This window comes from Parabacteroides caecihominis, assembly GCF_023656785.1.
Taxonomy (GTDB): domain Bacteria; phylum Bacteroidota; class Bacteroidia; order Bacteroidales; family Tannerellaceae; genus Parabacteroides; species Parabacteroides segnis.
In genome coordinates this window covers 1-26,499 of sequence record NZ_JAMOKS010000013.1, presented here as the reverse complement: position 1 = coordinate 26,499, position 26,499 = coordinate 1, and the positions used below count along the sequence as shown (strand labels likewise).

19 protein-coding genes are annotated in these 26,499 nt (G+C 43.6%); 5 read left to right on the top strand and 14 right to left on the bottom strand.

The window, feature by feature from the left end; all coding sequences use genetic code 11:
* Positions 1 to 51: 51 nt before the first annotated feature.
* From NBH14_RS12525 to NBH14_RS12490, 8 genes are all read right to left on the bottom strand, one after another.
* The gene (locus NBH14_RS12525; protein WP_186959506.1) at positions 52 to 1,629 is read right to left on the bottom strand and encodes a RagB/SusD family nutrient uptake outer membrane protein; all 1,578 of its coding nucleotides are present in this window, start codon (positions 1,627 to 1,629) and stop codon (positions 52 to 54) included.
* A gap of 21 nt (positions 1,630 to 1,650) precedes the next feature.
* Positions 1,651 to 4,743 (bottom strand): SusC/RagA family TonB-linked outer membrane protein, encoded by a 3,093-nt coding sequence (locus NBH14_RS12520; RefSeq protein WP_186959505.1) that lies wholly within the window; start codon positions 4,741 to 4,743, stop codon positions 1,651 to 1,653.
* A gap of 22 nt (positions 4,744 to 4,765) precedes the next feature.
* The gene (locus tag NBH14_RS12515) at positions 4,766 to 6,763 is read right to left on the bottom strand and encodes an alpha-galactosidase (protein ID WP_186959504.1); all 1,998 of its coding nucleotides are present in this window, start codon (positions 6,761 to 6,763) and stop codon (positions 4,766 to 4,768) included.
* A gap of 25 nt (positions 6,764 to 6,788) precedes the next feature.
* Positions 6,789 to 8,993, bottom strand: coding sequence for an alpha-galactosidase (locus NBH14_RS12510; RefSeq protein WP_186959503.1), 2,205 nt, complete (start codon positions 8,991 to 8,993; stop codon positions 6,789 to 6,791).
* A gap of 178 nt (positions 8,994 to 9,171) precedes the next feature.
* Positions 9,172 to 10,392 (bottom strand): hypothetical protein, encoded by a 1,221-nt coding sequence (locus NBH14_RS12505; RefSeq protein ID WP_186959502.1) that lies wholly within the window; start codon positions 10,390 to 10,392, stop codon positions 9,172 to 9,174.
* A 300-nt stretch (positions 10,393 to 10,692) separates the two neighbouring features.
* Positions 10,693 to 11,514, bottom strand: coding sequence for a LytR/AlgR family response regulator transcription factor (locus tag NBH14_RS12500; RefSeq protein WP_186959501.1), 822 nt, complete (start codon positions 11,512 to 11,514; stop codon positions 10,693 to 10,695).
* A gap of 2 nt (positions 11,515 to 11,516) precedes the next feature.
* Positions 11,517 to 12,266, bottom strand: coding sequence for a LiaF transmembrane domain-containing protein (locus NBH14_RS12495; protein WP_186959500.1), 750 nt, complete (start codon positions 12,264 to 12,266; stop codon positions 11,517 to 11,519).
* Positions 12,267 to 12,401: 135 nt separating this feature from the next.
* A complete protein-coding gene (locus tag NBH14_RS12490; protein WP_250817484.1) occupies positions 12,402 to 13,481 on the bottom strand; it encodes an SH3 domain-containing protein in 1,080 nt (359 codons plus the stop codon).
* 277 nt (positions 13,482 to 13,758) lie between these two features.
* Here NBH14_RS12490 and NBH14_RS12485 point away from each other — a divergent pair, with 277 nt between their 5' ends.
* A complete protein-coding gene (locus NBH14_RS12485) occupies positions 13,759 to 13,950 on the top strand; it encodes a hypothetical protein (protein ID WP_250817482.1) in 192 nt (63 codons plus the stop codon).
* Entirely contained in the window at positions 13,947 to 14,288 is a 342-nt protein-coding gene (locus NBH14_RS12480) for a hypothetical protein (RefSeq protein WP_186959497.1), read from the top strand. The genes NBH14_RS12485 and NBH14_RS12480 overlap by 4 nt, the downstream gene beginning before the upstream one ends.
* A 457-nt stretch (positions 14,289 to 14,745) precedes the next feature.
* Here the strand turns inward: NBH14_RS12480 and NBH14_RS12475 are convergent, their stop codons facing one another.
* Entirely contained in the window at positions 14,746 to 15,330 is a 585-nt protein-coding gene (locus NBH14_RS12475) for a DUF417 family protein (RefSeq protein ID WP_186959496.1), read from the bottom strand.
* Positions 15,331 to 15,513: 183 nt separating this feature from the next.
* Complete coding sequence (locus NBH14_RS12470) at positions 15,514 to 16,728, bottom strand: radical SAM protein (RefSeq protein ID WP_186959495.1); 1,215 nt, start codon at positions 16,726 to 16,728, stop codon at positions 15,514 to 15,516.
* 240 nt (positions 16,729 to 16,968) lie between these two features.
* On the opposite strand from NBH14_RS12470, the gene NBH14_RS12465 reads away from it, so the two are divergent.
* A complete protein-coding gene (locus tag NBH14_RS12465) occupies positions 16,969 to 17,814 on the top strand; it encodes a helix-turn-helix domain-containing protein (RefSeq protein ID WP_186959494.1) in 846 nt (281 codons plus the stop codon).
* Positions 17,815 to 18,114: 300 nt separating this feature from the next.
* Here the strand turns inward: NBH14_RS12465 and NBH14_RS12460 are convergent, their stop codons facing one another.
* The 3 genes from NBH14_RS12460 to NBH14_RS12450 are packed head-to-tail and all read right to left on the bottom strand — an operon-like array spanning position 18,115 to position 21,600.
* A complete protein-coding gene (locus NBH14_RS12460; RefSeq protein ID WP_186959493.1) occupies positions 18,115 to 18,870 on the bottom strand; it encodes a succinate dehydrogenase/fumarate reductase iron-sulfur subunit in 756 nt (251 codons plus the stop codon).
* A 27-nt stretch (positions 18,871 to 18,897) separates the two neighbouring features.
* On the bottom strand, positions 18,898 to 20,841 hold the full coding sequence (locus NBH14_RS12455) for a fumarate reductase/succinate dehydrogenase flavoprotein subunit (protein WP_186959492.1): 1,944 nt from the start codon (positions 20,839 to 20,841) through the stop codon (positions 18,898 to 18,900).
* Between the two features lie 33 nt (positions 20,842 to 20,874).
* Positions 20,875 to 21,600: a succinate dehydrogenase/fumarate reductase cytochrome b subunit gene (locus NBH14_RS12450; RefSeq protein ID WP_009860315.1), complete on the bottom strand. Its 726-nt coding sequence runs from the start codon at positions 21,598 to 21,600 to the stop codon at positions 20,875 to 20,877.
* 238 nt (positions 21,601 to 21,838) lie between these two features.
* Between NBH14_RS12450 and NBH14_RS12445 the strand changes: the two genes are divergently transcribed.
* A complete protein-coding gene (locus NBH14_RS12445; protein ID WP_250817480.1) occupies positions 21,839 to 22,531 on the top strand; it encodes a phosphatase PAP2 family protein in 693 nt (230 codons plus the stop codon).
* The gene (locus NBH14_RS12440; RefSeq protein ID WP_250817478.1) at positions 22,486 to 23,235 is read left to right on the top strand and encodes a hypothetical protein; all 750 of its coding nucleotides are present in this window, start codon (positions 22,486 to 22,488) and stop codon (positions 23,233 to 23,235) included. The genes NBH14_RS12445 and NBH14_RS12440 overlap by 46 nt, the downstream gene beginning before the upstream one ends.
* 3 nt (positions 23,236 to 23,238) lie before the next feature.
* Here NBH14_RS12440 and NBH14_RS12435 read toward each other — a convergent pair whose 3' ends face one another.
* Entirely contained in the window at positions 23,239 to 25,062 is a 1,824-nt protein-coding gene (locus tag NBH14_RS12435; protein ID WP_186959490.1) for a heparinase II/III domain-containing protein, read from the bottom strand.
* Between the last annotated feature and the right edge of the window lie 1,437 nt (positions 25,063 to 26,499).

The following is a 26,499-nucleotide window of genomic DNA, read 5'->3' as shown; positions in this document are numbered from 1 at the left end:
GTGCTTAGTCGATTACAGTTTCCAAAACAGGAAACGGGGGCAGCCCTACTATTATCTGTAACCCGGGTTCTGATCGTCCTGCGTCATGTCCGGATTCTGTTCGATCTCTTCGTTAGGTATCGGATAACGGACATTATAATCCTGTATCGTACCCGAACGTTTCGCCCATTTATTGCGTTCCTTAATATACTCGACAAACTTGCCTGTACGGATCAGGTCAGCACGGCGCCAGTTCTCACCCAAAAACTCACGGATACGTTCATCCAATATCTTTGTACGGAAAACATCTTGCGACATGCCTGCATCCCATTTCTTATCAGCCGGGATACTAAAGCCCCACGCACGATTACGCACTTCGTTTACCTTTTCGACAGCCTGCCCAGTTTGTCCCAATTCATTCAGACATTCAGCATAACTGAGAAGCACATCGGCATAACGGATAGCCGGGATATTCTTACCCGAGTTCCACATATTATTGATACCCAGTCCGGAATGCTGGTCGGTACGGAAATCTTCATATTTCTTTACATGCGGTTTCAACTCGTCATGGTCTTCACCCAGGTCTTCCCAGGCAACACATTCATAGTTGGGAACTTCGCCATAATAAGTGAAATCATAGCGGATGCTTTCTTCTTTACGAACATCGCCGTCTTCCCAAATACCGCCGTTCTCTACGGTTTCATAAGCATATTCAGTAACAACTACATGGTCGTAGCCAGCAAAATAACAACCATCGGTCCACCAGTTCTGTGCTACACGCGAACCGATCTGAAACTGAATCTGATTACGGTTCGGGTTATTGTTAAACTGAAATTCGTAGATAGATTCGGCTGTATTCGGTTTTTCGTAATTCCACAGATCGGCATAAGGAACCAGTTGGTATCCCATACCTATTACCGCTTCAAAGCATTCCTTTGCCTTATTGAAGTCACGGAGCCCTGTTTCAACCGGAGCAGACATATAGGCTTTACCCAGCATAGTGTAACCGGCACCGGAAGTAGCACGACCGGCGGTATTGGTTTTCGGAGCATACTTAGCAGCCTTTTCCAGGTCGTTGATAATGAATTGCCATACATCGGTCAGCGGCTGTCGGCCATAACCCGTTTCTTCCAGCTTATCCAGGTCGATGATAGGAATTTCACCCCAGTACATAGCCAGTTCATAATCGACGAAACCACGGACGAAACAGGCTTCACCCAAAAGTTCGGCTTCTTTCGAACCTTCAACCAGTTCAGGAGTATCCAATGCACGGATAATCTTGGCAGCGGCAGTAACAATCGGGAAACGTTTGTTCCACTGATCTTTTACCTTACTATGCAATGAATTCATATTAGCATCGTAACGGTCCATTGCCGCGCCTTCACCGCCTCCTTTATTCTGGAGGGCTCCCCGTTGGATTTCGTCAGTACCGGTCATCAGGAACCAGGCCCGTTCATCCTGGCGGGTGTTATCACGCCAGGTGTTGTATATACCTTTCAGATTCAGTTCGATAAACTCGACATCCGAATAGATCTGTTCTTCTGTCAGTGCTTTCTTGTTCTCCTGTGTCAGGAAATCGGAACAAGATGTGGTGATCCCGGCAGTAAGCGCCAAAGCCAGTAATCCGATTAAATTATATCTCTTTTTCATAATTGTTTCCTATTTATTCCATTAAAAACTAAAGTTCAAACCTAATACATACATCTTTGTCGGAGGATAACCGTAGTCGCCTGTTTCAGGATCGAATCCTTTGTATTTGGTGATACAGAACAAGTTGGATGCAGTGAAGTAAACACGCAGGTTTTCCACTTTGATCTGGCTCAACAGAGGCTTCGGGAATGAATAAGCCAATGTCAGGGTAGACAAACGCAGATAAGATGCATTCTGGATCGTGTAATCCATATCCGACGGGTTGTAACGGTTGTAGCCGCTGCTGGTATTGGCGATCACGCGAGGAACGGAGGCTCCTGTATTTTCCGGTGTCCAACGATTCAGCAAATCTTCGGAAGCCATGCTTGTACCTGTACTGTTGATCAATGTTTCATAATAAGAACTGATCTTCTTCGCTCCGTAAGAATAATTGAAAACAGCATTCAGAGTGATACCTTTATAGTTGAAATCTGTTGCAAATCCACCGTAGAATTTCGGGTCTTTCTTACCCACTACTACGCGGTCAAGCTGGTCAACTACGCCGTCGGGCACACCGTCAGGACCGGATACATCTAATGGGAACAAATCACCCAAGCTGACATGCTTACCATTGAAATCTATATTTTCCCATTCGCTGCGGTTCGATTCATTGGCGATACCGCCTGTTTTATAAGTATAAATGTTATTCAGCGATTCGCCCAGGAAGATGTTCTTCTCACGGTCGGAACCGTTCAGGATTTCCTTTACTTCACCATACAGTTTCGATACTTCGTTCTTATCGAAAGAGATATTCGCATTCACATTCCATGTGAAGTCTTTTGTCTGGATCGGAGTTGCGTTGATAGTCGCTTCGAAACCTTTGTTCTTTACAGAACCGATGTTTTCCCATGTTTCGCTGTAACCAGAAGTCAACGGCAGGGAATGCTTCATCAACAAGTTATCATTCTTGATAAAGAACCCGTCCAGAGAAACGTTCAAACGATCGTTAAGGAAAGCCATATCGACACCGATATTCGTTTGTTTCTGTTTCTCCCAGGTAATGGCAGGCGTACCTCTCAAACCGCTGGTTGCGTAAGATGCTTCCCCATTGCTGACAGAAGAGAAATAAAGCGTACGATACGCATAGTTTTCGATATCCTGGTTACCAACCACACCATAACCGACACGCATTTTCAAGCGGTCGAAGATTGTCTGGTCTTCCATAAACGCTTCATTCGTCACATCCCAGGCAGCAGAGAAAGAAGGAAGGATACCCCAGCGATGTCCTTTGGCAAATTTGGAAGAACCGTCGTAACGGGCCGTCGCTGTCAGATAGTAACGCATATCATAATTATAATTCACTCTACCCAGGACAGATACCAACGTATTGCCTTTGAAGTCTGAATCGAGTTCTTTCTTATCGTTGGCGGCAGCACCTTTCAGGTCGTTCCACAACAGGTCGTCGCTGGCGAAACGGTCGCCCTGCGCTTTTGTATAGTTTTCGGTATTCTTAGTCGTACTTGTACCGAACAGGAAGTTCATGCGGTGTTTGTTGATCGTCTTATCGTAAGTGATCGTGTTATCCCACTGCCAGTTCAGCTGTGACCATCTTTCATGTTTTGCTCTTGCATCACCGTTATAATGGCGGATCGCTTCCTGGATGTAGCTCGGTGTATATTCGAACCATGTCTGTGAAGAAACGTCCAGCGCGAAAGTTGAACGGATATTCAGTCCTTCAATCGGGTTGATGTTGATGTAATTGGATGAAAGGAAACGGTTACGGGCACGTTCGCGGGCCACTTCCTGTGAGTTGAACGGGTTATAATCGTTGTTGTTTCCTTCATTGTGGACACGGTAATACAGTGTCAGATAATCCCAGGTATAACGGGTCGACGGATCGCGGAATGGTTCCGGATTCAGCAACGGGTTTGCGTTCAGCGCCTTGTCGTACACGTCGTCTGTCGGCAAATTGTTTTCCGTACGTGAGAAAGAAGAGTTCGTACCGACCTTTAACCACGGTTTGATCACAGATTCGGCATTGATACGGCCGGAATATTTCTTTTCTTTTGAATCACCGATCAATCCGTCGATATTGGCATAATCGAAACTGATGTAGATGTTATTCTTTTCCGTTGCATTGGAGAAGCTAACAGAATGATTCTGCTGGAAACCGCTGCTGATCACTTCGTCGAGCCAGTTATAACTTTTACCTGAACGATAAGTTTCAAATTCAGCGTCGGAGAAAGCCGTATTGGTTTTCATCAGCGTATTGTCGATATAATCCTGACGGTTTGCCGTTGGATTATCATGCATGTAACCATTGGCAAAAGCATCTACACGCAGGTCGAATAATTGCTGTGCATCCAGCGTCTTCGGACGCTGAGTGATTTTAGAGAACCCCACCCATCCGTCATAGGTTACGCGTCCTTCGCCAATCTTACCTTTCTTGGTCGTGATAAGAACCACACCATTAGCACCACGCGAACCGTAAAGAGCCGTAGCCGAGGCATCTTTCAATACCTGTACCGAAGCGACATCGTTTACATTGATCGCATTAAAACCACCATAACCATTGCCCATAACCAAACCATCGACAACGTAGATAGGGTCCGAACCTGAGTTAATCGTATTCACACCACGGATCTTGATGCTGGAATCGTCGCCCGGACGGGTTCCCTTGGTGATCAATACACCGGCAACACGTCCCTGAAGGGCCTCGTTGACGGTTGTTACCGGTCTTTCTTCCAACACCTTGGCGTCGACATGGGAGATAGCACCGGTCAGGTCGCTTTTCTTCATGGAAGCACCTACAATCACAACTTCGTCGATGGATTGCGAGTCTTCCGAAAGAGTTACGTTAATAACATTCTGGTTTCCAACTTTTACTTCTTTGGTGTCATATCCGATATAGCTGATCACCAGTGTGGCGCCTGGTGTTGCAGAGATGGAATATTTTCCATCCATATCCGATATAGTCCCTTGCGTTGTTCCCTTGAGAACAACGCTCGCTCCCGGGAGCGACTCCGACGTTTTAGCGTCGGTGATTGTACCTGTTATCGTTATGCCTTGTGCGAAAACGGTACCGCAGCATAACACAAGCATCATCAAAATACTAAAAAGCTTGATCTGTTTCATAATTGATAAGTTTAAAGAACATTTAGTTGTTTCTGATTTTATAAAGCAACGCATCCTTGGCAGGGACCGTTACTGTTAGTTTTTCCTTTACCGGCTGTTCATTTCCACTCCAGAGCTCTTTTGCCCGGTAGTTTGCCGCAGGGTCAAGTCCCATACGTTCCAGTGAAATAGAAGTATTCATCTCATCTTCAGAATAATTGAAGATAGCAAAATAAGATGTACCATCTGCATCATGATGAATAAATTGATGTTCCGATTTTTCACCGTTTCCTTCTACCGGAGAGAAAGAAATACCTCTGGCTACGGCATTCACTTCCGGGTTAGTCAGGAATTTCAAGGCACGGTCCTTGTCGATCTGTTTGCCGCCTTTGCTGAAATCGTCGCCAACGATATAAAGTCCGGTAATGGCGCCGGAAGTGATACGGGCACGGTTTTCGCCTTCGGTAGCTTCGCGCAACACCAGGTGGTCGGCATCATTATACTGATACACCTCATCCTGCCACCATCCGTAGGAAAGGGCATTCAGCGTATACTCGGTATCCTTGATCTTGTTCCAGGCATCACAGGCGATACGGCGTGAGTTGGCATAATGGGCCGGGAATACAGGCGAGATGGATAAGTTAAGATACATATCACCGAAATACTTATTCAACAACTGCATACCGTAATTATATCCCTGGATACCTGTACGGATTTCCGGGTTATACCATTTGTCGGCTTCCATCGCACCATGCGTCATAAAGTCCATCTTTACATACTTGAAACCGCAACGACGGAAAAGATCGGATGTTTTCTTCATCATCTCCTCGATAGCCGGATGGGTCGGGTCGATGGCGTAAGCACCGTCCAGTTCCTGCGGCTGGCCGTTGGCGTAGAGGTAGACATCCTGGTATTTATAATCAGGAGCGTCTTTGATCGTCCGTTCGGGGTGTTTTCCCCAATCGGTGAAAGGCGTCCAGTACACACCGGGAATCTGGCCGTTGGCAGTACAATGATTCACGAAATCTTTCAACTCTTCTTCCGTGAAACTGTTCCAGCCTGAGTCGAGACCGATCGTCACATTCCCGTCTGTATTGACGAAATGGTTATTTTGCAGGTTTTCTTTGAAAAAGTCGGACACTTCAATTGCATTCTGATGATTCAGCCTGAACTGTAACGCGCCCCAGCTGTTCCAGCCAAAGGTAACGGCACCCGGCCATCTCTTTACAGGGGCAACCACCGCATTCGCTTTTCCATACTCTTCCAGTCCGGCACGCCAGTCGTTGAAGATACCGAAAAATACCTTAGGAGACTTTACTTCTTTTCCATTCAGCGTACCGTGTGCCTTTGAATCGCGTGTCAACGAATCGGCAACACCGCCGAAGCAAACCAATGAACCGATATTATTACGGTCGCCTTTCCCCATATCGATACCGGTCTTCCAGTCGGAGTGTTCCACTGAACCGATGACAAAACCTTTACGGTCGTCGTTGTTGAAGACAGTCGCTACTTCATAGCTACGTAATTGATCGAAAGTGAGCGGATGAGACTGATAACGTATCCAGCAATCGTTATCGAAAGGCTGGAATAACGCGCGGTTGTCGCCTTCAGCCAACACGGCCGGCATACGGTCGATAGTAACCGGGGCCATATAATTCGATTCAACGCCAGCCTCTCCTCCCTGAAGAGTAAATTCCGTTAGCAGATAATCTTTCTCCGGATAAATGTAGAAAGATTGTACAAGCGTAGGCAGGTTGCTATCCGTATAGGTCACCTGCAACAATGAACCCTGACCGAAAGCATCGCTGATAGCGGTGACTTTCGAACTGCTCTTTTTGTAATCACGGGTCGTGACCAACTTATCACCCAACTTGTAGGAGGCATAAACCCCATCGGAAAGAAGCTGATTCTCCTTTTCGATGCGATGGCCTTTCTGCACCTGGTCATAGCTAACCGTCCACTTTCCCGAAGAAACGGATGGTTCGCCGCAGGATACAAGCAGGGCGAGCAATAGCAGCAGATTTAAATTGATGAGTTTCATGTATTGATAATTTATGTGTGTGTTTTCATTGCTCTGTTATCAGCAGGACGGTGCTTTCATAGGTATTCCCTATCGTCAGGCTGATTCCGGCTTTCATCAGATAATCACCGGGGAAAACCTGACCGTCGCCATAGAAGGTGCTGTTCCCGGCTTTGTTCAACTCAGTGATCTTATACATTTTAGCCGGGTCCAGTCCTTTCAATCTGGTCTCAAAGAATGTTGTACGTCCGTGGTATTTCAGGCTATAAGCAAAAAATACCGATTCCTTTTTATCCTTAGATATATACATATGTGAAGCCCAGCCGGTTCCGTCGTAAGGAGATTTCAGGCGATAGAGGTCTCCGAACTGTACGATCGGGCGGATACGTTTATAATTCTTTACGGCTTGTTCAGCGAAAGGAAGTTCGTCGCCGGTCAGGTCTTTAGGTTGCAGTTCCATGCCCAGGCGGCCTGTCATAGCCACATCAAAACGGAACTTCAACGGCGCCATCATCCCCGTCTGATGATTCGGAGTAGTCGAAACATGGGCAGCCGTAGCCTTTGCCGGGAAGAAAAGATTTGTGCTGTACTGGATGAATATACGGTCGAGCGAATTGGTATTATCGCTAGCCCAAAACTCGTCATGATATTTCAACGCACCGAAGTCGAGACGGCCGCCACCCGAAGAACACAACTGGATAAGAACATCCGGATGTTTTGTACGAATCCGTTCGTAAGCACTGTACAGCCCTTTTGTATATTCGATCCAAAAATGAGTCTGGTCTTCTTTAGAAAGATAATCGGAACCGAAATTGTCGACATGGCGGTTGGCATCCCATTTTATATAAGAAATATCAGGAGACAAAGCGATCACTTCATCAAATGTCTTTACGACAAAGTCCTGTACCTCCGGATTACTCAAATCGAGTAACCACTGGTTACGCATCGGGATTATATCACGTTTACCACTCTTGACGATCCATTCCGGATGCTTCTCTGCCAGTTCGCTCTTGGGGCTTACCATTTCAGGCTCAATCCAGATACCGAATTTAAGACCTTTTCCTACCGCATATTTAGCCAGATAATCTATTCCGCGCGGCAGTTTCTTTTTATTGACCTGCCAGTCTCCCAGACTGACCTTATCCGAATTACGGGGATACTTATTTCCGAACCATCCGTCATCAAGCACGAACATTTCAACACCGAAAGCAGCGGCGTCATCGATCATATCCGTAATCGTTTTTTCATTAAAATCGAAATAAGCGCCTTCCCAGCTATTCAGGACGATAGGCAATTCCTGATCTCCATGGGCCAATGCATAGTTACGCGACCAGTCGTGCAGATTTCTCGATACCTGTCCTTTACCGGTAGAACTATATGTCCAGACCATTTCCGGAGTCTGCAACGTTTTACCCGGTTCCAGATTATAAGTAGAGGCAAAATCATTCATCCCGCTCATGACGTGCAGCAAACCGCATTCGTCAATCTCAAAGGAAGACAGATAGTTACCCGACCAGGCCAGGGAGCCGGCATACACTTCGCCCATGTCTTCATTGGCAGGGCCATTCAGGGAAAGCAGGAAAGAAGAGTTTTCAGACTGGGTAGTACGTATCCCCTTCTTGGATTCCACCCGTTTTACACCCGGTGTCAGTTGTTCTTCTACCAGTTGCATTTCGGAAGCCCAGGCCCCGTGGAAATGGGTCAGATAATAAGAATCTGCATGAAGGGGAAGATAAGCGGAGGCAATATTCTCGACAGCCAGCTTGTTTTTCTCCTGATGGGATATGGAGACTGACTGACAGATTACATTTTCTTTCTGATAAGCCGTGAAGTTCAGGTTAACGAAAACCGGATACAAAGGATCTTTCAATTGTATCACTGTTTCTATTCTATTATTATCTATATTCTTTACCTGATGAGCTGCATATATTAATTCGGTTGTCTGAACGCCGTCGTCATGGGTCAGTTTCAATGCCGGATTCAGGAAGAAACGTCCTCCGTAAGCCGGATAGATTACCGGAGCATAACCGATTCCGTTATCCGGTTGTTCTTTATACTTCTTATGAAGGAAAGGGGAAACGTCCTGGAATTTATCGCCAAAATAGTTATACACTACTTTCTTATCCGGAGAGATAGAAAAGACCATACTCAGATCGTTTGTAGAAACGGTAATTATCCCCGTATCTTTATCCTGTGAGGAAACGGTTACGCACCCCAGCAGCAGGGCAACAGTTAACAATAGTGCTTTCATGTCTATCAAATTTATTTTACTTATTCAAGGTTGATGGTGCAAACTAAATCAATAAACAATAGCACAAAAAGCACGAACTCGCCAATTATTTGTAATTATGCGCTTAATTCATAGAGGTTTAATAAAAATGCAACATTTACGTCATTTTTTGACGCATCTGTTACAAAGGGATGATCGATCACTGATCCTTTTCTCGAGAAGCTATCAAGTCAGCTAGCCTTCTGGTCAAATAGGTTAATATATAAGTATCGACATTATCGACCGTCAAAGGCGGGTCTGCCGTCCAGAACTTCTGTTCTCCTGTTTCATCCAATGCCCTTTTCGCTTTATATAACAGATCATATTCTTGCAATAGAGGCAGTCTGGAAGATTGATAGAGACTGGCCAGACATTCTATAATCTCCAAAACAGACCTTCGTTCTTCCTGTTCTTCCAGTATAAGGAATATCAAATAATTATTTAATGCAGTCTCTTTAGAGAAATACAAATTAAACTCCAGGAAAATCACCTCCACTCTTTTCTTCAATTCTTTTTGAGGGAGAGTCAGAGATGCTTGTTCAGCCATAATTTTCATATTCTCACTCACAAATCCGGCATCAAGCATCAGGTTAGCCCAATTCAGAAACCTTTGGTCTATTTTTTGACCGAAAACGAATAGCGCCTGTATTTCCAGTGTTTCAGGCACTTTCAAAGTTATATCCTGCGCCTTGAAGAGTGTTCCGGGACGAAGAGAAAAACGTTTCATCACATAAATCAACTGATCAATATCTTCACGCAAATCCAGTTTCTGAAACATTTTAAACGACATTCCCAAACAAGCCATATCTGGCTCAATCACGAAAAGAGACTTGCCTTTCAGATAAGCAATTATATCATCGCCGTATACATTCTCTATTTCCGCCGGCACATAGAAAGGAACGGATATGAAAATCAAAGACACATTACGCCCTTTGGGATTCATTTGCCGCAAAACTTCCGTTCTAAACAGAAAATGGTCCTTCCTGCATTCCAACTGCAACCGTCCGGTTTGATTGATAGGACCATCCCATTCGTAACGCATCAAAACCGTCTGCATTAGTTCCCTCAACTTTTTTGGTTTTCTGTAATTATTGATGAAAGTCAATAACAATGTCAAAGGCAAAATAAAGATGAAAGGGATAAAAGAAACAGCCCATAATAATCCGCTATCTATATTTCCGGATAAAAGACCTGTTGCTAATAAAATGATTACACAAGATATACACAACAAAAGAACTAATGACAAAGAATAAACCAACCAACCTTTAATGGTTTTGAATTCAAGCAAATTCAATTCATCCATATTACCTTTCAAAAGCGAAAGATATTTTATAATATCAGCAAATGATATCTTATCTTCATGCAGTCCTATATATTCCATAGCTTGCAAAGATAACACCTCAAAATCAAAGATTCATATAAAATGATGAGAAAAGAAACCCCTATAAACAATTAAAGCCTGTCTCACGACAAGCCCTAACCAACTTTGTTAACCTTAAATCTAATACTATTATGAAAAAACCACAGTACAAAGATAAGCCTGAAACAAGCGTTTGTCAAGTCTTTTACAGACAATATATGTTAAGCCTTTCGGGCATTGTAGCTAAAAATTGTTTCCGAACACAAAACTTTATACAATACAGACAAAAACTGCTAATTTTAACAGTTAAAACAGCCAAATCTATAGAGAAAGACGTTCTTTAAGCAACTTGTATCCGGTCAGACTAGCACGCAGACAGACCCCTGTTTTAAGACGAACCTGGTAACTTTCCTTTCCGAACAGTTCCACGCGCATGATCTGCTCACTATTAACGATACAGGAACGGTGAATACGGATAAACAGGTTTGCCGGCAGATGCGATTCAAAATATTTCATTGTCTGATCTTTTATATACTGCCCGTCGATCGTGAAGAGTGCCACATAGTCACCGCTGGCCTGGATATAAAGTAACTCCTCCAGGTGGATCAGATGGATACGGCTGCCATCCTTCACGGAGATGCGATCCAGTATTGCTTCCTCTTCCGGTGACGATACGCCTGTTTCCGCCGGAACATTTTCTTCTTCCCTTTCTTCTTTTCTCTGTTCCTCCTCCTGTATCTTCATCTGCAACTCCTTCCAACGGATATAATACCACTGGGCCAAAATAATCCATCCCAGCAAACCCAACAGAATACGAAACGGAATGGTAGATGCAAACCAATCCATCCTATCCGGATAAACCAGCGCCCCGGCCATATATCCTCCGGTAACGGATATGATAAGGACGCCAACAGCCAATGCAATCTGGGCCTGTAATGGCCGCAATATGCCTGTTACATACCAGAACAGGAAACCGGAGACACAGAATATACCGACCGAAACCAGACTATCCAACCATGCGACAAGCCATCCCGTATGTCCATAATAATATAGAAGCAAAGCACTTATGCTGCAACTGACCACAGCCAAAGCCACACCTGCCATTCTACACAGGACAGAATTTATAAACGGATGTGTCTGCATAATCAACTCTTAAATTCAATGCCACCGAACATAACAATCCCGCGTACTACCAGAATATGCTCCTTGTCCATCTCTAATGAAGCATTAAAACGTTTATCTTCGCATGCTCCCATGATCGGACTGCCGTGAAAATTGACCACCCAATCCCCAGGAAGATAGATTTCCACACCGGCAAACTTACAATCGATATCAATATAGGTTTTAGCACTATCCAGCTTCGTCTTCCGCAAATCCAGGACCGTTCCCCCAAACACAGTTCTAATCCTGGCTCCTTTAAATACCGGATCTAAAATAATTTGTTCCACATAGCCAAATGTATTATCCGATTCCACATATCCGTCCGTATTAATAAAATCACTTTTTACTTTACCGGCAACAGCATTTCCCCGGATATCTTCTCCACCAGTATCCCCTCTCCGGCTATTATAATGATAGGAGTTATTTTTACGCGGTTCGAAGATCAGCATTAAACCGACAACGACAAAAGCCGCCGGCCAATAGACCTGCAGCCAATCGCTATCCATCCACCCCAGTCGCGGCAGCAGAAATGCCGCACCAACTAAAAAGGTAATCAAACCGCCTATATAATGTCTCCGGAAAATACTGCCTATACCTATATACATAACAAGCATCTGCCAGGATACAATGATATGAAAAATATCATCCGTGATCATACCTGTGTTCCTCATGATCCATACGACCCCCACTACAATAAACGGGATGGCCCAAAATAAGTTTTTCCTAAGATTCATACGATATACAGTTTAATTGTTTGAGAGCAAAAGTATGCTCCTGTCAGCCTTCCGGCAATAGAAATACGTCCTATTACAGTCAAATATCGGTGAATTGCCGATAATTACCGACAAAAAAGGGGAGATATTTTGATTTTATCTATACTGATGGCAGCTACAGTAATCTCCGCTACTAACTGAAATTTGTTTATAATAACAATAGCCATTATTATAACTGCGGCAATTAGCACATCTTGCACTGCCGGAAGAAGAAGAGAAAAAACATAAAATTGCATATCCTATGAGAACAACTACCAATAAAGGCAAGAAATGGAAAAGCGTTATAAGTGTCGCTATTGAACCCACTACGTAGAAGACAATTGTGTAAACCAAATTAAGCCAATTGCCACCATCCTGAATATTGTTGTACACAAGCAGAGCGATTTGGAGAAACTGAATACCCAAAACACACCATAGAACGATATACAAATATTCATCAAAGAATATTACAGATATAACTGCAGCAATAATACCAATTCCCCATCCATACAGTCCCAAACGGAAATCTATATTGCGCTTGCCATGATAACAACTGGCATAGTTCAGACATGAGAAAGAGACGACCTGCTTGATCAGCAACATGGCAAACAGTATAAAGTTAATGATTGTCCAAATCCACCCAACCTTATCCGGCGAACAAAACCACGTCTTATCTCCATCATATGTAGCAAAATAAATCATCTCGCTGACACAAAGTGCCAGAAAGATGGCTGAAGACACATAAAAGCCTGTTGCACTGTCTGTAAAATCATCGGAATCAGCCCTGTACAACCAGTCTATACACACCATTACAAGCCCCAAAGCACAAGTTATATAAAACCATATCAGGGAATCGGTTTTCGAAACCACATCAACGAATTCTTTCCAATCAAACGCAGACAAAGACCACCGCTTATCAATTTTTTGCTGCACCGGTGCAAGCTTTATATATTGTTCAGATACATAGCCAGTCTTCCCGTTATACGAAATTTCAGCCCATCCATTCTTTATGGCATAGACATTTATCGTTTCCCCATTTTTCAACCGCCCAAACTGGCTGTTGGATTTGCCAGGCCCTGTTCGTACCAACAAAGTTGTTTTTGTATCAACTATATATTGAGTCTGTCCGTTTGCAAAAAACGTAACTAACAGTAGAATAAGAATAATAGGAATAATATATCTGGTCGTAGTCGTCATAATACTAGAGTTTAGGCTTTCACATTCACAAATATAAATATTCTTTTTATATACAACAATCGAAATACATAACTTTACTCAGATTATAATTGCATCATAGCAGGGAACAGAAAGGGGAACCGCGATAGTTCCCCTCTTCTTTTCAGTATGTAACTAAAGATAATCATATTCTTATTTGCTTATTAGATAAAAGAGTATTACTTTTGATGTACATTGGAATATACATCAAATATATAAAACTATGTTAGTTATAAGTTCGGCGGAGTTACGCAACAATATGAAAAAATATCTGGATATTGCCAAATCTGAAGAGGTTATAATCCAAAGAGGTAAAACCGAAACATTCGTTTTATCAATGCAAAAACATCTAACGCCTGATGAAGATCTAGCGCGGGCCATCTCGATGGATGATCTGCTAAGTGGCGTAAAAGAAGATATTAGGGAAATGTATAGAACTGCAAAACAATGAAGGTAAAAGTTGTTGCATTACCTGAAATCCGAGAATACTTTAAAGAACTGATTCATATACTGCATGAAAAAGAATATTTTGGTTTTGAAGAAAACGCAATTGAATATGTAGAAAGCCTATTTGAAGATATAAAAACAACTCTGCCGCAACGATCAAAAAAACAAGCTCCTGCATATTTTTCCCGGTATGGAAAAGAAATGTATTATTCATCTTTCAAAAAGAATAAAGCGACTCAATGGTATGTCTTTTTCACGATCTATATAGATCAGGAACAAGACGAGCAAATCTATTTGATCCGTTATGTTAGTAATAATCATGTAATAGCCCAATATTTATAATATGAGCTACCTTCTATTGTCTAAATGACATTTTGTTATTTTGACTTACTAAGATTAGAAGGCCTGCAGTATGAAGCGGATCCTCATAAAAGTTTCCTTAACACGTGTCTTTTAACCTGTCCAAATTACAAACTAACCTATAGAAGTTAGGATATGCAAATGGCAAATAAATCGGTCAAACATTCTGTTGGAGAGTGATTAAAAAGAAAAGGTCTGCATCATCGAATGCAAACCTCTATAAACAATTAAAGCCTGTCTCACGACAAGCCCTAATCAAACTTTGTTAACCTTAAATCTAATACTATTATGAAAAAACCACGATGCAAATATACTGCTTAATCCTAACCTGTCAAGAGGTTTAATGCTAAATGGTGTTTCATACACTATAAGAAAAGCTAACAAGGTTCAATATGTTTGTTTTTTACTTCCAAAGTGTTAAAATAAACACTTTTTGTTCCTATTTCTTCTTCAATATACGTTGTGCACAGTCGGACAATACCACGATCGCTCCGGCTATGATTGCCGTATCTTTTATTACTAGCCGGCCTGCTCCTGTCAATAGAGGAAAGCCATGTTCGCCGCTACCCAAATCCGGCACCCATACTTCAGGGGTAGTGACAAGAAAAGAGAGGGTCCCTATAGTCATAATTATAGCCAGTCCGGCACCTACCAGTCCGATTTTCGGTGAGAATATACCCAGGAAAGTCAGGATACCGATCGCCATGATCATAATGCCTAGTCCATGTGAAAAAATATAGGTATTGTTTTCTACATGCCACTGATGCTTAGCTTCATTAAATTCACCTTCTTTCAACTTATATTCTTTGTATTCCGGTGCACTCTTTGCATAGAAAAAGCTCATAAACGGACTGTTTGCCACAAAGGGGACGATCCCTTCCGCCTCATAGTTCCAAAACTTCAGTCCGCCGATCCATACGAATATAATCAGGATAGCTACGCGGATCAGGTTAATACCCAGTTTCTGTGAAGAAGCTGCAATGTTCAGAAATGTGTCGAATAAATCTTTTAATTTAGTAGTCATGTCTTTCTTTGTTTATCAGTTTAACTTATGATGCAAAGATCCGACATTTTTCCCCTATGGGAAATGGCAATTCTACCGGATAATTTGACAATTATCCCCTAAAACACAATAAAGCCGGTTAACAGAGGTATATTTCCCGTCAACCGGCTTTATCTTTATAAATGATCCGTTATCGGAACTATTTTAATTACGAACTCCCAGCTCCACCAGTTTCTGTTCGTCCAAGGCATATTTGCGTTCGATGCTCTGCAAAAGATCTTCACTGATATTCAGAGGACGGTTCAGCTTCTTCATCTCCCGGTATCCTTTATAGACCTGCGTGATCATCTTGCGGGGATTGAAAACAAGCGATGAAGTGATCCAACACCCATGCGTACACCAGCAGTTAGCGGTATCGCCATGACCGATAGCGGCAATCTCCTGCTTCATGGCATCGCTCTCCATAATCTTTGCGATATTACAGTCATAATCCTTAACATTGCCGAGCGGTTCACGAAGTTCGCAGGCACGAAAACGACCGTCATAGTCTATTACCAGTGTTGTTTCGCCGGCCGTACAATCCATACCCCAGGGGGTCGGATGATCAATATTGGTCGCACGCACATTATATAATGTACGTATGAAACCCAGGTAGAAGAAACGGGCGATAGGTTTTCTGAAACCACCGGTTTCCTCCGCCATACGCTCCCCATATACATTATAAATAGGAACAACCTTATCCTGCAAGGCGCGTAGAGTAGGCTCGGTAAGAACCTTCACACCGTCGTCGCGGGTCATGCCGCGTGCAGCTTCGATAATATGATTGGAAAGATGGAAACGTCCCAGCATCCATATCATCAGATCCTCGACCTCATTCTCATTATATTTGGTGATTACGGTTGCCAGGTTTTTCAAAACCCTGCCGTCGTCAGCAAAGTTTTTTTCGATCAGCTTCAGTGTCCCCATTGCTTTGTAGAAATTGCCGGGAACGCCACGCTGTACATCATGCGTATCACCGAAACCATCCAAAGAAAGGCTCAGGTTGATATTCAGCTCCGGACAATTCTGGCGGATCTGTTTTACCCAGGCGACGATCCGGTCAGGCTTCAATCCGTTGGTAGGGATATTCACATCCTTTATCTCGTTATTCTTGTAGAACATCTCTATAATTTCAGGTAACTCCTCACGCAGTGTCGGTTCACCGCCGGATACCCACAAACGGTTGAACTGCCCGGCTGTTTCGGAGATTGTCTTGATTTCTTCAAAAGTCAGGTCTTTCTCCTTTTTATCCATGTCTTCTGCATAGAAACACATTTTACATTTGGCATTACACCGTCCTGTGACAAACAGGAAAACAGATTCTAATTTTCTGTTTGTGCTCATTGTCCTGAAAGAGCTCTTTGTTCTTTTCGTACTCATTGTTATTATCGATTAGATTTCTCTATTAGTATTAGCTCCCATATCTTATTCAGCAGATAGACAAATATATACCATCCCAACAAATCTATCAGCAAGACTTGAAAACATTCGCAAATTTCAACTATTATATAGCACAAAACAATCTCCATTTGTGGGATTCGATGTTCTATATTTAAGATTATCGACTAACTTGTCTCAAAAAAACTATCTTTGTATATTCAATTAAGTGTATATAAAAGTATGGAAGACAATATTCCTAAATTCGACCTCCCGGTAGATTTTATTGTAGGAAACAGTATTACAGGTGAAATACTGAACCAGTACGGACGTTTCCCGTGCAAGATCAAGGCGGGTATATTCGTGCTTTGCGTACAAGGGACAGTCCATGCGACTGTAAACTTAACTGAGTTTACCATCCGGAAAAACGACTTTGTCACCTTGCCCCCGGGTTGCTTCATTCAGATACATGAGGTTTCCGATGATGTAAAACTATGTTTTGCAGGCTTTTCTTCCGTATTCGTCAGCCATATCAATTATATAAAGACGATTACGAACTATCTGCCTGTCATATTCGACAGTCCGATCATGCCTCTGCCGGAGCATATATCCTTACTCTACCAACAGGCTTTCGATTTGCTGATCAATGCTTATTCCATGCCTAAAACCATCGAGAACAAGGAGATTATCAAGGCTATCTTTACTATCTTCATGCAAGGAGTTATTGAATTATACAGGAATCATACGCCATATAGCAATGCTCCCATGACGCGTAATATGGAAATATGCCGGGAGTTCGTACAGCTGGCGATGGAAAACTACACGAAAGAACATAGCGTGTCTTATTACGCCAAAAGGCTTAACATCACCTTGCAGCATTTCTGTTATGTGATAAAAAAGGTCAGCGGACGGACTGCATTGGATATCCTGAGCAATATCATCATTATGGATGCCAAAGCGCAGCTTAAATCGACCGATATGCCGGTCAAGAAGATTGCATTCGCCCTGGGCTTCGACAACCTTTCGTTCTTCAACAAATATTTCCGGCAACATGTAGGAATGACTCCGCAAGAATACAGGGAGAGCTAAAAAAAGGGATATGCCGGACGCAAACCCCTATAAACAATTAAAGCCTGTCTCACGACAAGCCCTAACCAACTTTGTTAACCTTAAATCTAATACTATTATGAAAAAACCACAGTACAAAGATACAGGTATTCTCCAACTTGTCAATAGTTAAAATGCTAATTAGTGTTGTATAGCATATAAGAAACACTAACAACATTCAAGATATTTATCTATGACTTCAGAATTGTTAAAATAGGGGCAAAAAAGAAGAGGCGCCGCCATAAGCAACGCCTCTCCGGACATACATATATATAATGTATATTAGTCTTGCAATTTAGCACAGATGAACTCGCGGTTCAAACGGGCGATGTTGCTGACAGAAATGTTCTTCGGACATTCCATTTCGCAAGCGCGAGTATTGGTACAGTTACCGAAGCCCAGTTCGTCCATCTTGGCAACCATTGCTTTCGCACGACGAGTTGCTTCGATCTTACCCTGAGGCAGCAATGCCAACTGGCTGACCTTTGCAGAAACGAACAGCATAGCCGAACCGTTCTTACAAGCAGCAGCACAAGCACCACAACCGATACATGCAGCAGCATCCATAGCCATTTCTGCATCGGCACGGGGAATAGCAATTGCATTAGCATCGGGTACACCACCTGTGTTTACCGATACGAAACCACCTGCCTGGATAATTTTATCATAAGCATAACGGTCTACCATCAAGTCGCGGATTACCGGGAAACCGGCTGAACGCCACGGTTCGATTGTAATAGTTTCGCCATCATTGAAGCGACGCATATAAAGCTGGCAAGTAGTTGCGCCGGTTGCAGGTCCGTGCGGATGTCCGTTTACATACAAAGAACACATACCGCAGATACCTTCACGACAGTCGTGATCGAATACGATCGGCTCTTTACCTTCACTGACCAAACGTTCATTCAAAATGTCTAACATTTCCAGGAAAGAAACACTCTGATTGATTTTGTCTATTTGGTAAGTCTCAAATTGTCCTTTATCTTTCGGACTTTTCTGACGCCAAACTTTAAGTGTTACTTTTATATCTTTATCCATGATTCTAATTTTTGTGATTGATGATTATTACTTCTTGTAGTTACGTGTTTGAGGAACAACGAACTGATAGTTCAAATCTTCCTTCAGCATAACCGGGTCTTTGTCTTCACCCTGGTATTCCCAACAAGATACGTACATGAACTTATCGTCATGACGCAGGGCTTCGCCTTCCTCGGTCTGGTGCTCTGTACGGAAGTGTCCTCCACAAGATTCGGCACGGTCCAATGCATCGTGTGCCATCAATGTACCAATCTCAATAAAGTCAGCCAAACGCAATGCCTTATCCAACTCTACGTTCAGGTTATCGGCTTCACCCGGAATATATACATTACTCCAGAACTCTTTCTTCAGCTCTTTCAACATCTGGATAGCTTCCTGCAAACCTTTTGCATCACGTGCCATACCTACATGTTCCCACATGATATGACCCAGTTTCTTATGGATAGAATCTACCGACTCTTTACCCTTGATACTCATCAATTTCTTGATGCGGTCTTTGATACCCTTTTCAGCTTCTGCAAACTCAGGCAGGTCGGTACTGAAACGCGGAACCTGGATCTGGTCTGACAGATAGTTCTGGATTGTATAAGGCAATACAAAGTAGCCATCGGCCAATCCCTGCATCAACGCAGAAGCACCCAGACGGTTAGCTCCGTGATCAGAGAAGTTAGCTTCACCGATAGCGAACAGACCCGGAATAGAAGTCATCAATTCATAGTCAACCCACAGACCACCCATCGAGTAGTGCAATGCAGGATAAATCATCATCGGAGTTTCGTATGGATCGTCGTTGGTAATTTCTTCGTACATGTCGAACAAGTTACCATATTTAGCTTTTACAACATCTTTACCCAGACGGTTGATAGCGTCGGAGAAGTCGAGGAACACGGCCAGACCTGTGTTGTTCACACCGAAACCGGCGTCGCAACGTTCTTTAGCGGCACGTGAAGCCACGTCACGCGGAACCAGGTTACCGAATGCCGGATAACGGCGTTCCAGATAGTAGTCGCGGTCTGCTTCAGGAATGTCTTTCCCTTTCTTAGTTCCAGCCTGTAATGCTTTTGCATCTTCCAGTTTCTTCGGAACCCAAATACGACCGTCGTTACGCAATGATTCAGACATCAAAGTCAGCTTAGACTGATAGTCACCTTTCACCGGTACACAAGTCGGGTGGATCTGCACCATACAAGGGTTAGCGAAGTAAGCACCTTTCTTGTAGCACTGCCATGCAGCAGAACCGTTGGAGGCCATTGCGTTAGTTGACAGGAAGAAAGTATTTACATAACCACCTGTTGCAACAACTACAGCATGAGCAGAGAAACGTTCGATCTTACCAGTGATCAGGTTACGTGCAATGATACCGCGGGCACGGCCATCCACCTTAACAACGTCCAGCATTTCGTGACGGGTATACATCTTTACTTTGTTCAAACCGATCATACGGCTCAAAGCAGAGTAAGCACCCAGCAACAACTGCTGTCCGGTCTGACCGCGGGCATAGAACGTACGGGATACCTGAGCACCACCGAACGAACGGTTATCCAGCAGACCACCGTATTCGCGAGCGAAAGGAACACCCTGTGCTACGCACTGGTCGATAATAGAGTTGGAAACTTCAGCCAGACGATAAACGTTAGCTTCACGGGCACGATAGTCACCACCTTTGATTGTATCGTAGAACAGACGGTAAACAGAGTCACCATCATTCTGATAATTCTTTGCAGCATTGATACCACCCTGTGCAGCGATTGAGTGTGCGCGACGGGGAGAATCCTGGATACAGAAGTTCAATACGTTGAATCCCATTTCTGCCAAAGAGGCAGCAGCAGAAGCACCGGCCAGACCAGTACCAACTACAATCACGTCCAGACGACGTTTGTTTGCGGGGTTCACCAGTTTCTGATGATCTTTATAATTTTTCCACTTCTCAGCCAACGGGCCCTGAGGGATTTTAGAATCTATTTGAGTCATAATGATTTATTTTCAATATTGTTACACCTTAAATTAATGTCCTGCACAAACAGCTACATAGTCACCACCTACACCATTCAGGTAGAAAACGATAGTAATGATAGCAAACACTACGCAAATAACGGTTGCTACAATCTTGGAAATGCAGATCCAACGGTTCATCCAGATCGTGTTACTCCAACCGATAGTCTGAATAGCGCTCCAGAACCCGTGAGTCAGGTGGAACCACAAAGCTACGTACCATACCAGATACAGCACTGTATTCAGGATATTACCCTGAAAATAGTAGTTGATAAACGCTGCACCGTCCTGAGGAGATACGGTTGTTGTTCCGTCGCAAAGTGTTACCATGTGATTGCCAAGGAGTTCGGCGAACATCATCTTATACCAGAACTGGCTGAAGTGCAACACCATGAACAGGATAATGATAATACCCAGTACCAGCATGTTCTGAGATGCCCATTCCACACCTTTCGGACGAGCGTTAATTGCATAACGGTCGTTACCGCGAGCCTTACGGTTTTGCAGTGTAAGGAGGACAGCATACACAAAGTGAATCACAACGCCTGCAGCCAGCACCAATGTTGCTGCCACGGCATACCAATTTGCTCCCAACAATGAACAAATCATGTTATAGGCTTCTCCCGAAAAAGCAGCCGCCACATTCATTGACAAGTGGAACAATAAGAACAAAACAAGAAAAAGGCCTGATACACTCATTATCAGCTTCTTCCCGATAGAAGAATTAAGTAACCACATAAGATAATAATTTAAGTTATTTAATTGTTTTTAGAAATTCATATCAGTATACTCAATTATCAGGCAAAGGTATGCTAAATACACGTATCACGCAAACGATTAAAGAAATATTTCGTCAATCAAACCTATACATTTCAGGAGGGATAAACGGTAAATCCTATTCAATAAATAAATTAACAGAAATGTAATCAGTACTAACCGGCATTTTTATATCTTCGCGGCATAATCAGGGGATCGTATGTTACAACGTAAAATGCTGAGCTTCTTATTTATGATGATTTTTATACCGTCTGTTTGTGCTCAGTGGAAAGATAGTACGAGATTCATAAATAAAGAACGCCAATTTGAAACCACTTACAACAAAATATCAGAGAATAAGGTATACCAGATGCTGCGTATCCCTGTTCCTCTTTTTGCCATTTCTGCCATAACATATGGACAGGGTGATAAATTCCGGACATTACGCAATACGCATACCCCCAACTTCCATTACAGATACGATGATTTCCTGCAATATACTCCGCTACTTGCCGTTTACGGGATGAAGCTCGGCGGTGTGGAAAACCGCAGTTCATGGCCCCGGATGATCGTATCGAACGCTTTTTCGGCAACGATCATGGCCGCTACCGTCAACAGCATGAAATATACGATCAAACGGGAACGTCCCGACGGCTCAAAGAACAACTCATTCCCTTCGGGACACACGGCAACCGCTTTCATGGCCGCCACTATCATGCATCGGGAATATGGTCTGACACGCAGCCCGTTATATAGTATCGGGGGATATACAGTGGCCACAGCCACTGCTTTCAGCCGGCAATTGAACAACCGCCACTGGCTGAGCGACTTACTGACCGGGCCGGTATCGGTATTTTATCCACAGAGTTGGGATATTTTCTGGCAGACCTTATCTTCAAGGACAAAGGCTTGAATCTCCCTGACAAGCTCAAAGAGTCTGCCCCCAAAGGAGGACGCCCGTCATTCCTCGAATTCTCTTTTGGATACAGCATCATCAACGGAAGTATAGAGATCAGAAAAAATATACGCCTGAGCTCGCCGGGAGCAACCAATGTCAGCGTAAAAGGCGGTTACTTCTTCAATCCTTATTTCGGTATCGGCGGCGAAATAACAGCGCTGGCAAGTCCGATGGCATTCGACATGTCGCTATATACAGGAACAACCCCTTCGACCAGATATGACATCACCCGCGTCCATGCCGATCCGACCGGTGTTTTTACTTTTACGGCAGGGCCTTATTTTTCGTTACCAGTGGCAAGCAAGCTGCTTTTAGGAACAAAGTTCCAGGCCGGATATTCCCATCTGGTGAAAAATGAAGTGGAAATGGATTTGCAGGAAAAGCAAGCACCTTACGGAACCATAAATAATATTGCTTTCATGAAAGGCAACAGCAGCAGTAACTACGTTTTACGTACAGGCATTTCAGCGACCGGAATTGTCAACCGCAACCTGGGTATCCGTATGTTCGTAGATTACGATTATACGTTCCTGAAAGCACCTTACGAAATCTTAACCAGCCTCAGGGACAGCCAACCAGTCTACGGCGAGAGCCATTTAAGCAAGCACAAAATGCACTATTTTACGATTGGCGCAACGGTGACGGCACTGTTCTGGTGATTATCAGTCAGCAGCAGGAACCAGCCGGACTTTAATATCGCTCTCCTGCCCGCTTTCCAGATTTACATCGAAAATGATACGGCAGGTTCCCTCATTGGAAGCATCATAACTATTCTTCGATACATTATCAAGGACGGACACAGAAGTTACGGATGGACTATCGACGATCAGTTGCATACATTTGCCGTCTTTTGTCAGTTCCACCATATGACTGTCCAATACACGGGGAATGGCCCCGGTCACAATCGTCCATCTGACAGTTACCGGTTGACTGCCAGCCTTTACACGATCAATCACCGACAGATATTTTTCATTGATCAGAGCAACTTCACGGACGGCATTTTCCAATTCTCCGCCGAACAAACCCGTCATATTCAGAGAGGCTCCGAGTTTATACGCTTCCGAATAGATACTTGTCACAGGTACAAAACCTTTTACATCATGGTATTTTCCGTTTACAGTCAGTGTATTATGCGCCAGGTTATTATAACGGAACACATTCCAGCGCTGCCCGTTCTGCGACATATTCCATAAATCTACATTTTCCTTTTCCAGCGAATAATATTCCTGCATCCCCAGGTCCTGCACCCAGCGAACACCCAAAGCGTCGAAAACGAACGATCCGGCATCCATATGGGCATGGCTGGTCGAAGCCGTTCCGCCTTTTATTCCCAGATAGAAACCTTCTCCATTTTCCCATCCCGTACGAACCAGCACGACAGGCGTCTGTCCGTTTGCCGCCCACAATTTCATGGCAGGAGGTACCAGTTCTTTCATTTTATATTGTGAACCATAAATCGGAATCAACGGAAGGAAACGGCTCTCCTCATCTGAAAAGGACAACTCCGCCCGACTCAGCATATCCTTTTCATTCCAAAGCAGTGTAGGATCTTGCAGCTTGTCGGCAAACCAGTACATAGCCGGCAAAGCAAAGACACTCTCGCGGGAATCGCTGAAGTTAAAGCATTTACCGGTCGTTCCGGTCATAAACTGCATAAAACGGGCAGAAGCCAGAAAACCTTCTGCCGAAGAAAGTCCGCCATCAGTCCCCAGGGCGGATTCCAACGCTGCATTCAAAAGAACCTGGAAGGTAGTCCCGTATCCCCAATAATTATATCCTTCGGGATAAGCACCATCGGGAGCATAGCCTTTCAAAGTCAGACCGACTGTAGATAAAGCGCGTTCAATGATTTCACGGGCCTCTTCCGGATGATCTTCCAACACAGCCAGCGCACCGTAAACCAGCCCGGCATTACAGACCTGGTTCCAGTTATTGGTCGCTCTCAGAAACCAGTTATATTTTTTATCCCTCGACGGGGCAAATCCTTTATTCAGAACAGCCTCCTGCACCAGCCTCCGGGTATCCGGAGATAACCGATCGAACAACCAGTCATAACCGATTGCAACAGCCATAGTCATTTCGCCCGTATCCAGAAAATGGGACGGGTTCCAATCGGTAAACGAACACACGGCAATCATCTCCTGCTCTGCCCGCAAACGATACTTATCCTCTCCTGTCATCCGGTAAGCATATGAAAGATAGAAGATACGCCGCAAGGCTTCACGCGATACGGCCAGCAAACGTTTCCCTTCCTTTTTATATGCCAGCACAGGCGTCGTGATCAGTTCGTCGCATTGCTTGAGAAGATAGTTATGCAACCGGAGCATCTCCGGATTAAGGGCCAGATCGGATTTAATCTTTTGCTCCTCTCCTTTCTTTACCAGCAACCGAGGATGAGAAGGATAAGAATCAAAGCGTATTCCCTGTGAATACCCCGAAACGAACAAGAAAAAGCAAAACACAACAAGCAGGATAGTTTTATTCATACAGGTATTATATTTAATTGGAATTACAAATATAGGAAATCGCCCGGAAAGGGAGAAGGTTTAGTTTACATTTTATCAAAATTGAATGTAGCGTCGTTGGTAGGGGCGGTTCGCGAACCGCTCTTACGGTGTCAATGTAAGCCTGTTTGTTATCTGATTCGCTCTCCTTATGAATTGCATGTTATTGCTTTCAGCTTTCAGATGCCCTGGATAGAGTATTTTTCAATGCATCCGGCTGAAGGGATGAAACTGCAAAAAATGTATACGAGAATTCAAGGTTAAATAGCTGCCGGCAAAATATAAGACTTTTGTCTTCAAACATATAAACTTTGTCATCCAAAAAGCTGTCTTGACAATTCGGAACACCTATACTTTTGGGACGAATAACTTCCCGCCGGCAAATAGATAACTAGGGGTTGACGAACGGATAACTATTGGTTGGCAAACGGATGCCTACTTATCGGAATCTACTTCTTGTATAAGCCACCCTTCAGGCTGATCCGTTATTTTTCAAGTAATTATGTGCCATAAAATCTGAAAGGTGAAGTTTGAAAACTTTATTGGAGGGCGATTTATACAGCGCAGGCTTCGCTTGACGGAGGTTAAAAGTGAATCTCATTTCGTTCCGGCAATGCCGGCATCAGTTATCGTTGCCTTTCATCCGGCAATGTGACTTTTTAAATTAGTTCTTTCATTTCTTATAAATAGATAAAGGAGGAACTATTACATACCCACTTACCTATTGTATCTTAAGCCCTTACCTGGTAAAGCTACCCTGTACACCCTAGTCGGTTAGGGTGTACACCTTATCCGGTTACCCTGTACACCGTAGTTGGTTACCCTGCACAGGCTAGTAACACCAACCAACTACTAATGAGTTAGTTGGTAGTCGCTTTTGAGATAATCGCCAGTAACCTACGAGAGAACACACAGTGACAAGTTCACCACGCCGATACAACTATTGTGCACAACAGTTTACAAGGAACACCCGCCATCTTGTATATGGTATATTCCCAGCATATTAACTCCCGTTTGGTGCAAATAGCAGATAGAAGACTTATTTACCTGTTCGCGGAATTCACTTAGTTCAGAATTTATCAGTTGTAAATGCTTCATTTATTATCAGATATGAATGTTGTGCGTTGGTAGGGGCGGTTCGCGAACCGCCTTTACGATGTTAATGTAAGCCTGTAAGGCTTTAACAAACCAGCCCAGGGTTAGAACCCTGGGTTTATGAAAACCCGCTTCTCCCTTTCCGCCCTGTAGGGGCGGGACAAGGTAAATATCAATCCTTTTCGTCTTGTCGCACCCCTACAGGTAGGGTGTTCAGTAAAGTGTTCTCAAAAACGCATTTTAGCATGGCAAAGTATAGACTTCCTCTAACGGAAAATAGGGCAAGTATTGTCTAATATGTTCACCGTAAGACTTGTTTTATCG